Below are 15,207 nucleotides of genomic sequence, written 5' to 3' on the forward strand. Positions count from 1 at the left end.
CGACGACGCGTCCATCGCGATACCCTCGACGACGCGTCCATCGCGAGGGTCTGTCGCCGCGCTCCTGCGTGGTACGGATTTAACTCGATGACGTGTGGAGAACGCACGTGGCACTTCCACGACGGTACGTGCTCGGCGGCCTTCTCGTCGTCCTGACGGTCGTCGCCGCGGCGTTGCTCTACGACGTCATCGGGACGGTGTTCTTCGCCGTCACCGTCGCGTACCTGCTGGTTCCCGTCCACGAGGAACTGGTCGACCGCGGTCTGGGCGAACGGTTAGCGACGGTGGTGGTCACCTTCGCGGCACTCGTCGGCGTCATCGCCGTCGTCGCACCGCTCGTCTTCCTCACCGCCAGCCGACTCACCGAGACGCTCGCCCTGCTGTCGACGCTCCCGGCGACGTACGAGGTCGAGTTCCTCGGCCGAATGTTCACTATTCAGGTCGCCGACCTCCGGGCGTCGATGGTCGAAATCGTCCGCAGCGTCGGCCAGCAACTCCTCGTCTCGTTGCCCGTCCTCCTCGTGAAGTTCACCCTGTTCGTCTTCCTCGTCTACTCGCTCCTCCAGCGCAGCGAGGCGGTCGCACAGTCGCTTCTGGCCGTCGTTCCGCCGGAGTACCGCCGGGTGGCGAAGGCGCTCAACCGCCGCGCGCGGAACACCCTGTTCGGCATCTACATCCTCCAGGCCGCGACGGCGGTCGGCACGTTCGTCATCGCCCTCCCGGTGTTCTTCCTCCTCGGCTACGACTCCATCATCACGCTCTCGACGGTCGCCGCCATCCTCCAGTTCATCCCCATCGTCGGTCCGAGCCTCCTCCTCCTGATCATCGCCATCGTCCACGTCGCGGCCGGACAGCTCTCACAGGCTCTCGTCCTCCTCGCGGTCGGCGGGTTCTTCGTCGCCTGGCTCCCCGACATCCTCATCCGTCCGCGCCTCTCGAAGCGCGCGGCGAACCTCTCGGGCGGCGTCTACTTCATCGGCTTCGTCGGCGGCCTCCTCTCGATGGGCGCCATCGGCATCATCGCCGGTCCGCTCATCGTCGCGCTCGTCGTCGAGGCGGCGGGCCTCCTCTCGTCGGAGTTCAACGACGTCCCGGTCGACGAACTGCGAGAGTGAGGCGGGCGAGCGAGACGCGACCGGAGCGAGGTGAGGCGGGCGAGTGAGATGCACCGGAGCGAGAGCGAGGCGAAACGGACGCCTCGTCTCAGGCGGACTCCAGCGGCGCGCCCCGCGCCTCCCACTCCGTCAGCGATCCCTCGTAGAACATGACGTCCTCGTAGCCCAGGTGTCGGAGGACGACGTACGTGTGGCTGATGCGCCGGGCCGTGTTGCAGTACAGCAGGACCCGTTTCTCGCGGTCCACCCCGTGGTCCGCGAGGATGGCTTCCAGTTCGTCGTCGGGTTTCAGCCCCCGCGAGTCGTCGTCGACGAGTTCGCGCCAGTCGAGTTGGACCGCGCCGGGGAGGTGACCCTCTTCCCACTCGTGCGGTTCGCGCGTGTCGAGGACGGCGACGTCGTCGTCTTCGAGTGCGGCCTGGACCGTCTCGAAGCCCACGAACGGCGAGTCTTCGGCTTTCGACGCCGCGTACTCCGTCTCCGCTCGCCCGCTCTCCCCGCGCTCGACTTCGTGGTCGCGGCTCCACGCGCTGAAGTCCCCGTCGAGGAGGTGGACCGTCTCGTGTCCGTACGCGAGGGCGGTGACGAGAAAGCGCGCCGCGAAGACGCCGTGGGTGTCGTCGTAGACGACGAGGGTGTCGTCGGGCGTGATGCCCGCTTCGCTCAGTACCTCCTCCCACGCCTCGACGCCGGGGAGCATCCCCTCCGCGGGGTCGCCGCCACGGTCGACGGCGTGTTCTTCCGCCCGGAAACTGTCGAACGGGACGTTTACCGCTCCGGGGACGTGTCCGATACCGTCGAACTCCCAGTCGTCGCGGACGTCGACGACCCGTACCTCGTCCAGATGGTCGGCCAGCCACGCGGCGGAGACCACGATGTCGGTCATGGACGGAGCTTGTCGGTCACGGGTCTTAGCAGTCGTGACTTCTCGGTTCCTCACTGGCGTCAGAGATACGGGCAATAATTGCCACACACGCCTCCAACAGTTTGATTGACCCGCTCGTCGTCCGTTCGAGGTTCGGGTGCGACCCCGGCGGGCGGCGGCGTCTCGCGAGAGAACCCGTCAGATTTGCCTCTTCGGCGGATGAATGGCCGTCTCTGCCGTTGGTGTGGCAGTTATGAGGCTGGCTTTCGTACACCCACGCGATGTCCGACACAGAGTACGCGAACGACGTTCTCGTCTCCGCCGACTGGGTGGAGAACCACCTCGAGGACTTCCAGAGCGACGACCCCGAGTACCGACTCGTCGAAGTCGACGTCGACACGGAGGCGTACGACGAGGCGCACGCCCCCGGCGCCATCGGCTTCAACTGGGAGACACAGCTGCAGGACCAGACGACACGCGACATCCTCTCGAAGGAGGATTTCGCCGACCTGCTGGGTAGCCACGGCATCTCCGACGAGTCCACCGTGGTACTGTACGGCGACAACTCCAACTGGTTCGCCGCTTACACCTACTGGCAGTTCAAGTACTACGGCCACGACGACGTCCGCCTTCTGGATGGGGGCCGCGACTACTGGCTCGACAACGACTACCCGACGACCGACGAAGCCCCCGAGTTCCCGGCCGTCGAGTACACGGCTCGCGGTCCGTTCGAGGACATTCGCGCCTACCGCGACGACGTCGAGAAGGCCATCGACCGCGGGATTCCGCTGGTCGACGTCCGCTCGCCCGAGGAGTTCTCCGGCGAGATTCTCGCGCCCCCCGGACTGCAGGAGACCGCCCAGCGCGGCGGCCACATCCCCGGCGCGAAGAACATCTCGTGGGCCGCCGTGACGAACGACGACGGGACGTTCAAGTCCTACGACGAACTGCAGGAACTGTACGAGGACGAGGGCATCACGGGCGACAACTCGGTCGTCGCCTACTGCCGCATCGGCGAGCGCTCCTCCGTGGCGTGGTTCGCGCTCCACGAACTGCTCGGCTACGACTCGGCCGTCAACTACGACGGCTCGTGGACCGAGTGGGGCAACCTCGTCGGCGCCCCCATCGAGAAGGGCGACTGAGCGCTTCCTGACGGCTCTCTCGCCCCAGCGCGCACCGGCCTACATCCGACTTCTTTCGACGCCCCACCGTCGCTCGGCCTGTGTCCCGTCAGCCCCGCGCGACGCCCTCCCGATCTGTCCCTCCGGCTTCACTTAACGTCGAACGCCGCCGACACGTTCAACATCGTATGATTGTAAGGAAGTTCATACTTACACTCGAATAGTACGTTCGTTCGTTCGGCTATGTCCCACACTCGTTCCGTCACACGACCGCACAGCACCGACGTCCTCGGCCGGAGCGACCGATGAGCACCGACCGCGGACAGGCGTCGACGCTCTTCGCGGCCGTCCTCGCCCTGAGCGTCCTCCTCAGCCTCGTCGTCGCCGGCGCGGTCACACAGACCGGCACGACGGCCGACCTCAACCTGAACGAGCACTCGAACGAGGGCACGCCGGACGTTCCGTCGATCAGCTACGCCGTGGCCTGCGTCGTCGGGACCGAACTCGACGCGGACGACGCGCTCGACGTCGACATCACCTTCACGGACGAGGGTGAACCGGGCGAGTTCTTCACCGCCGAGTTCACCTCGGACGTCGAAATCGACTACCTCGTGCTCAAGGGCGGTCAGCACATGGAGGAGTTCGCGTTCGACGGGGCGACGGCCGGAAACGCGACGTTCGGGACCGGAGCCATCGTCGACCCGGCCCGACCCAACAACGCACCCTGCCGGCCCGGTGACGGCGGCATCAAGCAGAACGAAGGTGGCGTCGAGGAGACGGTCTTCTCCCCCGTCAACTGACGTCGATACCGTTCGTTTCGACGCCGTCGTCAGGCCGTTGTCGTCATCCAGCACCGCTGCTCGCCCCGGTATCGCCGTTGCTCACCCAAGTGCCGCTGTCACTCACCCCAGCACCGCCGCCGCCACCTGCGGGGTGACGAACGCCTCGACGAACCCGGCGACGACGAACACGACGAGCAGTCCGACGACCAGTCGCCACGTCCGTCCCAGTTCGTCGGCGAGCGCCGATTTCGCCCTCGTCCCTCGCCAGACGCCCCACGCGACGTGGCCGAGTCGGAGACCGACACCACCGGCGACGGCGATAGCCGGGAGTTCGATGATACCGTGCGGGCCGACGAACGCGATGAACGTCACCGGGTCGACGACGCCCGCGACGGCCCCGACGAGCGCCCCGTTGAACAGGAGCGTCCCGAGGGTCGGAACCCCGCCGAACAGCCCGGAGAATCCCGCGGTCGTCGCCACGAACCAGTTGTTGACCGCGAGGTTGACGAACGGCCCGACCGGGACGACGCCGAACACCGAGGCCGGGTCGGCCGGCGGGTCGATGCTGACCCCCGAGTCGACCGTCGCCGTCCACCCCCCGGCGATGCCCACGAGAAGCGTCGCCGCCGAGACGACGACGTACCCCCAGCCCGCTCTGAGGAACGTCCCGAGTTCGCGCACCCCGCCGGTCAGCGCACCGCGGACGCCCGCGACGAGGCCCGCGGTCTCTGCTCCCGACTCCATCTCTCCCGCTCTCTCGGTCACTCCCCCTGTCTCGGTCGCCCCCGTCGATTCGATGCCGCGCTCCGTCTCTGGGGACGGCTGACTCCCGGTCGCCGTCCCGTCGGCACCGAACACGAACCCGGACTCGTCCGCCGATTCCTCGGCGACGACGCGCTCGTCGTTCGACTCGTCGGACGCGTCCGACCCCCCGGACTCGTCCGGTGACTCGCTCGCCCCGTCGGACTCCGTCGACTCACCCGACTCGCTCCCCTCCGTCCATCCGGCGTACAGCGACACCGCAACCCCGTCGAGGAGCGGCGACACGAGAAACGCCGAGGAGACCGTGACCAGTCGGCTCACGCCGGCGATACCGAAGAGGCCCGCCGCGATTGCGAGGGCGACGTAGCTCCCCACGACCACGACGCCGTACAGGAGGAACCCGACGGGGTGGGCGAACGGCACGCCGGCGCTCCGCCGCACGGCACCCACGAGGCTGCGGTCGTCGACGACGGCCGCCGGGCCCGCGAACGCCAACAGCGCGAAGACGGTCACGACCGCGAACAGGGTAACGAGTCCGCCGACGACGGCCGCGAGGACGGCCACGACGGTTCCCTGGTCCAGCGCGGCCGGGTCCGTGGTCCCCCCGAGCGCCCCCGCCCCGCCGACGACGGCCGCGAGCAGCGGGATACCGGCGGCCAGAAGGAGTGCCCATCGGACGACGACGAGGCCCGCGAACGTCTTCCACCGGCGCATCCCCGCGACGCCCGCGTCGAGCGGGTCGCGCTCGTCGAGCGCCGCGTCGACGGCCGACAGCGCCGCCGCTCGCGTCACCCCGCTGGCGAGGACGCTCACGAGAAGCGCGAGTCCGAAGGCGAGTACGAGCGGGACGACGACCGTCGGCGAGAAGAGGACGGCGGCGAGGCGTTCACCGACCGCCGGCGGGAGGCTGGCTGGACTGTCCGGTGCCAACAACTCGGGGTTCACCGACGCGAGGTCGTCGAGCAACGGCTCTAGTCGACCGGTAGACGCCAGCGCGACGAGCGCGACGACCACCCCGACCAGCATCGGGAGACGGGTCACGTCTCCGGTCGCGGCGACGAGCGCGTAGTACGGGAGGACGGTACTCGTCTGCCGGCGCAGCACGCCACCGGCGGATCGGAGGGCATCGTCGACGGACACGTCACTCCGTTCCCGCCCCACCGGCGTATTTCTTCTCCCCCTCCAGCAGCCGTCAGTTGGGTGTCTTCGCGCTCACCGACTACTAGCCGGGAAATCTCTCGGCCGTCCCCCTCCGATGTCCCCGTCGTCCGCCGACGTTAGGACGTGCTTCATGTCGACGTCTGATGGTAATTTCACCGGTCGATGGAGGCGACAGTATCACCCTCGGCTCCCCGTCCGCGCCCGTTCGCGGCTCCCCGCCGTAGTCTCGCGTTAACGTTCAGGCTTTCGGGAGACTGTTGCGTGTAACTATACTGAACGCTGAAGAATTCTCCCCCGGAGATGACTATCAGTTCACCCAATCCAACCCGGGGTGCGTCCGCGTGAGCGGCCGCCGCGGGCAGATCAGCGCGCTCCTCGCGTCGACGCTCCTCGTGAGCGCGTTCGTGGGGGCCGGCGTCGCCGCCGCGTTCACCGACGCCGGGGTGCTCACCGATGCGAACCTGAACAGCTACGGGAACGAGGGCGACGCCGTCACCGCGGTCGACTTCTTCGCGTTCTGCCCCGTCTCGCTCGACGTAGACGTCGACGAGTTCGACCCGGAGACGGCCCAGTCGCTGCCGGACCAGCCGCTCGAACGGATCCTGTTCCCGAACGGTCCGACCGTTCTCCCGACCGGAATCGTCCAGTGGACGACCACCTTCCCCGGTGAGTACTACGTCGTCGTCGGCTACGACGGCACGCTGGAGCAGTCCTCCCTGTTCGAAGGTCCCGGTGCCGGCTTCGTCGAAGCGGGCGAGGGAATCATCGTCCCGGGCCTGTCCACCGAGCAACCCTGTGGCCCCAACGGCTTCGGTGTGATGCACGACATCGACTCCGACACCTACGGCGTGTCGCTTCCCGAGACGCTCCCGCCGGAGTTCGAAGAACAGCTCCCCGAGGGTGTCGACCTCGATGATCTCGAGCTCGACGACTTCGACTCCGTCGAGGAGTTCCTCGCGTACGTCGAGAATCTCGGCATCGTCGCCTGACCCGCCACTTTTCGCGTCCGCTTTTTCGACTGCTCCCCAGCGCCCGCGTTCGACTTCGTTCGGACCTCGTGTCGCACTCGGCGCCCACGACCGACACGCGACCCGGCCCGATTCGACACACCGGCTCGCGGTAAGCGCTCCCTATCCCGCTGTAGCCGGCGTTAGTGACTGACGACTTATGCCCCACCCGGCGGTGTACCTGAGTGATGCAGGACACCTCCACCTCGACGCCGTCCGGCGCGCGCGGACGGCTCGGGGTCGCGCTCTCGCACGTCCGCGCCCGCCCGGTCGTCGTGAGCCTCGTTGCCGTCCTCCTCGTCGCCCTGCTGGCGCGGTCGTACATCTACGGCGCCGTCTTTCGTGACGGGGCGGTCGTCTTCCTCGCCAACGACCCGTACTACTACCGCTTCGTCGTCGAGCGACACGTCGCGGGCGCCGGCGGCGACCTCGGGGCGCTCCTCCGGTACGGCGAACGCGACCCGTTCCTCGTCGTCGCGCTCGCGCTCTGTGTCTCGCTTCTCGGCGGCGTCGAGGCGGCCCCGGTCGTCCTCGCGTGGTATCCGGTCGTCGTCGGCGTCGCCACCGTCGCGCTCGTCTACGTCCTCGCCCGCCTCGTCTCGTCGTCGCGACTCGTCGGCGTCGTCGCCGCCGTCGCGCTGGCGCTCACCCCGGCGCACGTCGTCCGAACGGCGCTCGGCTTCTCCGACCACCACGCCGCGGACTTCCTCTGGCTCGTCGTCGGCGCGACGCTCCTCCTCCTCCTCTGGCGGGTCTCTTCGTCCCGCCGGCGACTCGGTCTCGCGGCGGCGCTCGCGGTCGTTCTCGCCGTCCAGGTGTCGTCGTGGGAGGCGGGCGTCATGCTCGTCCTCCCCGCGGCGCTCGCAGTCGTCCTCGGCTCCGTCCTCGACGTCGCCGCCGACCGCCGACCCCGCGCGGGGCTCGCGGCCGCGGCGTCGTTCACCGGCGCCGCGCTCCTCGTCGCCGTCGTGTTCTGGACGCTCGGGTGGCAGACCGTCGGCGTCGTCCTCGCGTTCGCCCTGCTCGCGGCGTGCGTCGTGCTGAGCGTCGTCGCCCTCGCCGCAATCGGCGCCGTCGGTCGCTCCGCACGGCCCGCGCTCGGTATCGGCGCGGTTCCCGTCGTGGTCGGACTCGTCGTCGCCGCCGCCGCGCTCGACGAGCGGTTCGCCCCCGTCCGGTCGCTCTTCGCCGCCGGGGCCGCGTTCCTCGACGGGTCGAGCGGCACCGGCATCGCAGAGACCGTCTCGCTCGTCGGCGGCCCCCTCGGTCCGCTCACGGGGCCGCTCTCGCTGTTCGGCCTCCTCCTGTTCGTCGCGCTCCCCGCGCTCGTCGTCACCTCGGTCAGGGCGCTCCGAACGAGAGACGTCGCCGGCGCAGTCGTCGCGACCTACGCGTGGTACTTCCTCGCGTCGGCGCTCGTCCAGCGGCGCTTCGCCGGCGAACTCTCGCCGTTCGTCGCCGTCTTCGTCGGCCTCGCGCTCGTCGCGCTCGCCCGCTGGACGGGCGTCCTCCCGACCTCCGCGGCGTCATCGGCTTCCCCCTCGGCCGGCACCGCCGATACCACCAATACCACCGACACCGCCGACACCGATTCCGGTTCCCGCTTCACGCCGCTGCCGCGTGCGGTCCGCCGATACGGCCCGGCGGCCTTTTCGGTGCTCCTCGCGCTCCTCGTCGTCACGAGTTCCGGCGTGCTCGCGGTCAAACTCAACCAGTCGGTCGCGACCGACGCGGAGTACGACGCGGCCGCGGCCATCCGCGGGTACGCCGTCGACCGCGACCTCTCGTACCCCCGAAGCTACGTCCTCAGCCCGCTCGGGAGCAACCGCCTGTTCAACTACGAGGTGAACGCCGAAGCCATCCCCGAACTCTCCTACCGCTACGCGGAGGCGCACTACGCGACGTTCGTCCGCAGCGACTCCCCGGATCGACAGTACTGGCGGCACCACGAGCGCGTGGGGTTCGTCGTCACGACCGACGACGTGACCGCCGCCGCGCCCGCCTCGAACTGGGTCCGCCTCCACCAGCGCCTCGGGAGCCGCGCTGACGGCGTCGAGGGGACGGGCCACTACCGACTCGTCTACGCCAGCGCCGACGACTCGGTCAAGGCGTTCGCACTCGTCCCCGGCGCCGTCGTCGCCGGCACCGCCGACCCCGGCGAGCGCGTCTCGCTCTCGCTCCCCGTCACCGTCGGCGACCGCTCGTTCGTCTACAGCCGCGAGACGACGACCACCGACGTCGGCTGGTACGCCGTCACGGTCCCCTACCCGGGTACCTACGTCGTCGACGGTCGCGCTGTCACCGTCACCGAGGCGGACGTCCTCGACGGCCGGTTCGTCTCTCAAACCCCCGCAACGTCGAGCGCCCACTGGTCGTTCGACGCGGGCCGGGGCGACGTCGCGTTCGACCCCGTCGGCGGCTTCCACGGCCGCGTCCTCGGTCCGACGTGGACCGACGGCGGCCTCTCGTTCGGCGGGACCGGCAGCGTCGTCGTCCCCGACGGACCGACGCCAACTGCCGAAACGGGGCTGGCGCTCACGGTCCAGTTCACCGGGGTCGAGGACCTCCACCGCGAGTCGCCCGAACCCGCGCGGTTCCAGCGCATCGTCTCCACCGCGCCCGCCAGCCGGTACACGACGACCGACGGTTACCAACTCGGCCTCGTCGACGGCCACATCGTCGGTGCGGTCGGCGACGGCGACGGCGCGGTCGACGTCCGTGGGCCCGCGGTCGACGACGGCGCGCCGCACACGGTGAGCCTCCTGTGGGACGGGCAGGTGGTCAGACTCGTCGTCGACGGCGCTGTCGTCGACGCAGCGCCCTACGCGGGCGGCGTCACGCCGACCGAGACGCTCGTCGTCGGCGGCACCACCGACGACCGCTACCTCTTCCGCGGCGTCGTCACGGACGTCCGACTCGACCTCGTCCGCGCGAGCACTCCCCCGAAGACCACGAGGCGTGAGCAGCGAGCGTCCGAACCAGTCGTTCGCTCTGCCTCTGTCGACGCTTTCTAACGCCGCCGCGTCGTACCCCCGCGCATGAACGCATCGGAGTTCACCGACGCAGTCCGAGACGCCCACGAGACGCCGCTGTCGCGACTGGGCTCCTCGAAGTGGGTGTACGCGCTCACCGGCGGCGAGATGGAGGGCGACGCGGTCGAAACCGCGTGGGTCGCCGAGGCGAGCGCCGCGCGCGAGACGTTCGAGGCGTGGGCCGAGAGCGAGGAGAGCGAGGCCGCTGCGGACGCGTTCGCCGACGCCGCCGCGTTCGCCGAGGAGAACGGCGGCGACGGGGACGCGGAACTCCCCCGACGTACGAGGCGCTCGGGTCGCTCGACGGGACGGCCGCCCGCGCCGGCGGCCTCCTCGCGTGGACGCTCGTCGCGGAGAAGACGCTCGCGCAGATGGTCGGCTTCTTCGTCGGCGACGCGGACCCGTCGACGGCGAACACCTTCCGCGAGCGAAAGAGCGCTATCGGGGAGCTTCGGGGGACGGCCGAGTCGCTCCTCGACGAGGCCTGCGCGGACGACGACGCGTGGGAGGCCGCCCGCGCCGGTGCCGACGAGGTCATCGAGGCGGCGTACGCCGACTACGTCGAGACGCTGGAGTCGATGGGCATCAAGCCGAAGAACGTCTGTTGACCCCCGACGTTCGACCCGCACACCCCTTCATTTCAAGTGGAAACGACCGCTCCCCCGTCATCGTTGATTTCGTTCGATTCCCTCGGATACTGCTCCGAACGGCCGACGTTCGCGTCGCTCGCTCCACCCGAAACGAAGGGGGTTCGTTCGTCGGCCGGGGAGCCCTCAGTCGGCGGCCGCCGCTCCGGGCGAGGATGGCGCTGACGGGCGACGGCCTCAGACGCCCGCGACGCCCTTGCGGTACTCCTTGAGGTGTTCTCGGGCGGCGACGACACGGTCGTGGAGGTCGCCGTCGGTCTCGCCGGCAATCTCGTAGAGGGCGTTCATGTGGCGGTCCAGCCGACCGTGGTCGGGCCCCTGGTCCCTGGAGGCGAGTTCCGCGACCTGGTTCGAGTGGTCGTACAGTCGTTCCTGGAGGTCGCCTTCGGCCAGTTCGCTCGCCTTCCGCAACTCCTCGCTGGCGGCTTCGAGTGTTTTCCGTGACATGGCTAGACGTAGCCCGCGAGGGGGCAAAACCGTTGGCACCGCGGGAGGGGTTGACGGTATCTGTGACGCCGGGGCGCGCGGGCCGAGCGAGCCAAGTACGTCCATCCCCTACCGCTGAGCGTGACAGACAGCCCGCTCTCCGAGGACCGTCCCGAGGCCGGCGTGCCGTTCCGCGTCGACGCGCCGTTCGAACCCGCGGGCGACCAGCCGGACGCCATCGAGACGCTCGCACGAGGGTTCGAAGAGGGGATGCAGCGCCAGACCCTCCTGGGCGTGACCGGCTCCGGCAAGACCAACACCGTCTCGTGGGTCGTCGAGGAGATACAGAAACCCACGCTCGTCATCGCCCACAACAAGACGCTCGCCGCCCAGTTGTACGAGGAGTTTCGGAACCTCTTCCCGGACAACGCCGTCGAGTACTTCGTCTCGTACTACGACTACTACCAGCCCGAGGCGTACATCGAACAGACCGACACGTACATCGACAAGGACATGTCGATAAACGAGGAGATAGACCGACTGCGCCACTCGGCGACCCGGTCGCTCCTCACCCGCGACGACGTCATCGTCGTCGCCTCCGTGTCGGCCATCTACGGTCTCGGTGACCCCCGGACGTACGAGGACATGGCCCTCAGACTAGAGGTGGGCGACGAACTCGACCGCGACGAGTTGTTGAAACGGCTGGTCGACCTCAACTACGAGCGCAACGACGTCGACTTCCAGCAAGGGACGTTCAGGGTCAGAGGCGACACCGTCGAGGTGTTCCCGATGTACGGCCGCCACGCCGTCCGGGTGGAGTTCTGGGGCGACGAGGTCGACCGGATGGCGAAACTCGACCCCCTGACGGGCGAGGTGGTCTCGTCGGAACCGGCCGTGTTGGTCCACCCCGCGGAACACTACTCCATCCCCGAACAAACGCTGGAGCAGGCAATCGGCGAAATCGAGGAACTGATGGAAGAACGGGTGCGGTACTTCGAGCGCCAGGGCGACCTCGTCGCCGCCCAGCGAATCGAGGAGCGCACGACGTTCGACATCGAGATGCTCCAGGAGACGGGCTACTGCTCCGGCATCGAGAACTACTCGGTGCACCTCTCGGACAGAGAGTCGGGCGACCCCCCGTACACCCTGCTGGACTACTTCCCCGAGGACTTTCTGACAGTGGTCGACGAGTCCCACCAGACCCTCCCACAGATCAAGGGACAGTTCGCCGGCGACAAGTCGCGGAAGGACTCCCTGGTCGAGAACGGCTTTCGACTCCCGACGGCGTACGACAACCGCCCCCTGACGTTCGAGGAGTTCGAGGAGAAGACCTCGAAAACGCTGTACGTCTCCGCGACACCCGCGGACTACGAGCGCCGGGTTTCGGAACAGATCGCCGAACAGATCGTTCGGCCCACGCACCTGGTCGACCCGGCGGTCGAGGTCGCCCCGGCGACGGGTCAGATCGACGACCTCCTCGACCGCATCTCGTCGCTTCCGGACGAGGAACGCGCGCTCGTCACGACGCTCACGAAGCGGATGGCCGAGGACCTCACCGAGTACCTGGAGGAGTCGGGCGTCGCCGTCGAGTACATGCACGACGAGACCGATACTCTCGAACGGCACGAGATCATCCGCTCGCTTCGACTGGGAGAGATCGACGTCCTCGTGGGCATCAACCTCCTCCGTGAGGGACTGGACATCCCCGAAGTCTCGCTGGTGGCGATTCTCGACGCCGACCAGGAGGGGTTCCTGCGCTCGGAGGCGACGCTCATCCAGACGATGGGCCGGGCGGCCCGAAACGTCAACGGGACGGTCGTCCTCTACGCCGACTCCCCCTCGAACGCGATGGAGTCGGCCATCGAGGAGACGCGGCGTCGTCGCCGGATTCAGCGGGAGTTCAACGAGGAGCACGGCTACACCCCAGAGACCATCCAGAAGGCCGTCAGCGAGACGAACCTCCCCGGGTCGAAGACGGACACCGGCGGCGTCTCCCGGGAGAAACCGAAGGACTCGGACGAGGCACGGGCACAGATCGAGGAACTGGAAGAGCGGATGGACGAGGCCGCGAGCAATCTGGAGTTCGAACTGGCGGCGGACATCCGCGACCGGATTCGGGACCTGCGACGCGAGTACGACCTCGACCGCGAGGACGAGGGGGTCGCGCCCGAACTCGACCCGGAGTTCTGAGCCGTGACCGAGAACGACGGGTCGCCGTCCCCACTCTCATCCCCACCGACGCCGACACCCTCGCCGATGGTCTTCGCGGCGGGCGGGTTGCTGTGGCGTGACGGTTTAGACACCCTCGCGGTCGTCCACCGCCCCCGGTACGACGACTGGAGCCTCCCGAAGGGAAAGCTCGAACCGGGCGAACTCCTCCCCGAGACCGCGGTTCGAGAGGTCGAAGAGGAGACGGGCTTCGCGGTTCGGCGCGAGGGGTTCGCCGGTCGCTACCAGTACGAGGTCAGTGTCGGACCGAAGACGGTGTTCGTCTGGCACATGCGTGCGCTCGCCGAGCGAGCACCGCCCGACGACGAGGTGGACGAACTCGCGTGGCTCGGGGTCGACGAGGCGCTCGCCCGTCTGACGTACGACCTCGAACGTGACCTGCTCCGGCGGGCGACGGCGCGGGACGGCCGCTGACGCTTCTCTCCCGAGGTTCTCCGACGCGCCCGAGTCGTGACGAGCGGACGCTACCGACGTGGTCACTCCCGGCCCGGACTCTCGACCGAGTCGGTACCGACCCGTCGGAACGCTTCGCGTCACGAAACTCCCCTCACGCGGGGAGGAATCCAAAAGAGGTCGAACCCTCCTCGACTGTCCGCATCCGTTTAGATGAGGTCGCTGTCGACGCTGACGACGTAGCGCCCGACGTTCTGCATGTCCACGTCGGAGAACTGGACGGTGAAGTCCCACGTGTCGCCCGGGGCGAGTTCGGAGACGTCCTGTTCCTCCTCGGTGGCGTTGGTGAACACGTCGATTTCGTTGTCCTGAGCGTCGTAGAGGGTCACCGACACCTCGACCGACTGAGCGGTCTCGTCCCCGGTGTTCTCGATCGTCCCGGAGACCTGCGCCGTCTCGCCCGAGCGCTCGAACGTGTGGCTCGTGATCTCGAAGTTCGGGTCCGTGTCGTCGGCGACCGCGCCGTCGATGTCGAGTTCCTCCGTGGCTGTCCCCTCGTCACCGGCCGTCTGCGCGAGGTCGCCCTCGACGTTGACGGTGTACTCCGTCACCTCGGACATCTGCGCCTCCTCGAAGACGACGTCGAACTGCCACGACTCGCCCGCCGCGAGGCTGCCACGCTGGGCCTCCTCCTTCTCGTCGATGAACTCGTACAGGACGTCGCCCGCGTCGTCGTGGACGACGACCTCGACCTCGACGGACTCGTAGGGCTGGTCGCCCGTGTTCTCGACCGTGCCGCGGACGCCGACCTCGCCGTTCTCCTGGTAGAGTTCCTGGCTCGTGACCTCCAGGTACTCCGGCGAATCGCCGATCACGCCGTCGATGTCGAGGTCGTTCATGTCCTCGTTCGCCTCTCCGGTCTCCGTACTCCCCTCGGCTGGCTGTTCGGTACTCGTCTCTGTCGGCTGGTCAGTGCCGGCCTCGGTCGACGGGGACGTCCCGGTTTCGCTCGCTTCGCTCGACTCCCCGCCGAGACATCCAGCGGTTCCGAGTGCGACCGTCGCTACACCTGCTGCTTTGACGAATTTTCGTCGTTCCATGGTAGACTGACGCCAGCGCCTCCGGCGTCGCTTCGTCCACGGGGATACACGGACAAGCATCCAGTCGCTGCATGTTCAGGGAACCTGCACGGTCTACCGGCCGTGTATCGCCTGTGACCTCCGCGTCTCGACCCCCGTCGAGCCGCTCTCTCTCCCCGTCGCATCCGCCGCCTTCGAGGAGATATCGGCGTCCGACCTGCCGGTCGTGAGCGTCCGACGGGAGGTGTGGCGAATGCAAGGTCCCCCGGGTTCTGCGGCCGTCACACCTTCACCTGTCAACTCGTCGTTGTGGTGTGAGTTCCCACGCCGTCGGGGAATCTCAAGCTTTTCAAACACCCCGTTCATACGGCGGACTGCGCTCACCATGTCTCACGCACAGAGCGGACGCGCCGGTGCTCACCGTCACTTCACGCCCGCGACGGGAGGCATTACCTGAACGATGTCGGCGCCGGCCACGCCCGTCTCGCCCCCCGACCGTCTCTTCCCCGTGGCACGCCGCGGAGACACGCTCGCTCCTTCGTCGACCACCCGCGACACGCTCGTCGCTCACTGATCCTCTCAAGGTCC

General features: G+C 68.4%; 12 protein-coding genes. 8 read left to right on the forward strand and 4 right to left on the reverse strand.

What is annotated here, in order from left to right; genetic code table 11:
- Positions 1-107 precede the first annotated feature (107 nt).
- Positions 108-1,115 (forward strand): AI-2E family transporter, encoded by a 1,008-nt coding sequence (locus tag C2R22_RS20950; RefSeq protein ID WP_103427495.1) that lies wholly within the window; start codon positions 108-110, stop codon positions 1,113-1,115.
- 88 nt (positions 1,116-1,203) lie between these two features.
- On the opposite strand, the gene C2R22_RS20955 is transcribed toward C2R22_RS20950, so the two are convergent.
- Positions 1,204-2,001 (reverse strand): sulfurtransferase, encoded by a 798-nt coding sequence (locus tag C2R22_RS20955; protein ID WP_103427496.1) that lies wholly within the window; start codon positions 1,999-2,001, stop codon positions 1,204-1,206.
- A 260-nt stretch (positions 2,002-2,261) separates the two neighbouring features.
- Between C2R22_RS20955 and C2R22_RS20960 the strand changes: the two genes are divergently transcribed.
- Both C2R22_RS20960 and C2R22_RS20965 read left to right on the forward strand, forming a co-directional pair.
- Positions 2,262-3,122: a sulfurtransferase gene (locus C2R22_RS20960; RefSeq protein ID WP_103427497.1), complete on the forward strand. Its 861-nt coding sequence runs from the start codon at positions 2,262-2,264 to the stop codon at positions 3,120-3,122.
- 284 nt (positions 3,123-3,406) lie between these two features.
- A complete protein-coding gene (locus tag C2R22_RS20965; RefSeq protein WP_103427498.1) occupies positions 3,407-3,901 on the forward strand; it encodes a hypothetical protein in 495 nt (164 codons plus the stop codon).
- Positions 3,902-4,003: 102 nt separating this feature from the next.
- Here the strand turns inward: C2R22_RS20965 and C2R22_RS20970 are convergent, their stop codons facing one another.
- Positions 4,004-5,785 carry a stage II sporulation protein M gene (locus C2R22_RS20970; RefSeq protein WP_103427499.1) on the reverse strand — a complete coding sequence of 594 codons (1,782 nt, stop codon included), beginning with the start codon at positions 5,783-5,785 and terminating at the stop codon, positions 4,004-4,006.
- 362 nt (positions 5,786-6,147) lie between these two features.
- On the opposite strand from C2R22_RS20970, the gene C2R22_RS20975 reads away from it, so the two are divergent.
- From C2R22_RS20975 to C2R22_RS20985, 3 genes are all read left to right on the forward strand, one after another.
- Positions 6,148-6,795, forward strand: coding sequence for a hypothetical protein (locus C2R22_RS20975; RefSeq protein ID WP_103427500.1), 648 nt, complete (start codon positions 6,148-6,150; stop codon positions 6,793-6,795).
- A gap of 206 nt (positions 6,796-7,001) precedes the next feature.
- Entirely contained in the window at positions 7,002-9,827 is a 2,826-nt protein-coding gene (locus C2R22_RS20980; protein ID WP_103427501.1) for an STT3 domain-containing protein, read from the forward strand.
- A 152-nt stretch (positions 9,828-9,979) separates the two neighbouring features.
- The gene (locus C2R22_RS20985; RefSeq protein WP_321169883.1) at positions 9,980-10,453 is read left to right on the forward strand and encodes a hypothetical protein; all 474 of its coding nucleotides are present in this window, start codon (positions 9,980-9,982) and stop codon (positions 10,451-10,453) included.
- A 216-nt stretch (positions 10,454-10,669) separates the two neighbouring features.
- Here C2R22_RS20985 and C2R22_RS20990 read toward each other — a convergent pair whose 3' ends face one another.
- Entirely contained in the window at positions 10,670-10,939 is a 270-nt protein-coding gene (locus C2R22_RS20990) for a DUF7553 family protein (protein WP_103427502.1), read from the reverse strand.
- A gap of 120 nt (positions 10,940-11,059) precedes the next feature.
- On the opposite strand from C2R22_RS20990, the gene uvrB reads away from it, so the two are divergent.
- Both uvrB and C2R22_RS21000 read left to right on the forward strand, forming a co-directional pair.
- Positions 11,060-13,108, forward strand: a complete 2,049-nt coding sequence (gene uvrB, locus C2R22_RS20995; RefSeq protein ID WP_103427503.1) for an excinuclease ABC subunit UvrB — start codon at positions 11,060-11,062, stop codon at positions 13,106-13,108.
- Positions 13,109-13,174: 66 nt separating this feature from the next.
- Positions 13,175-13,561: an NUDIX hydrolase gene (locus C2R22_RS21000; protein WP_103427504.1), complete on the forward strand. Its 387-nt coding sequence runs from the start codon at positions 13,175-13,177 to the stop codon at positions 13,559-13,561.
- Positions 13,562-13,749: 188 nt separating this feature from the next.
- On the opposite strand, the gene C2R22_RS21005 is transcribed toward C2R22_RS21000, so the two are convergent.
- Positions 13,750-14,640, reverse strand: a complete 891-nt coding sequence (locus tag C2R22_RS21005) for an FxLYD domain-containing protein (protein ID WP_162562584.1) — start codon at positions 14,638-14,640, stop codon at positions 13,750-13,752.
- Positions 14,641-15,207 lie beyond the last annotated feature (567 nt).

This window comes from Salinigranum rubrum, from assembly GCF_002906575.1.
Taxonomy (GTDB): domain Archaea; phylum Halobacteriota; class Halobacteria; order Halobacteriales; family Haloferacaceae; genus Salinigranum; species Salinigranum rubrum.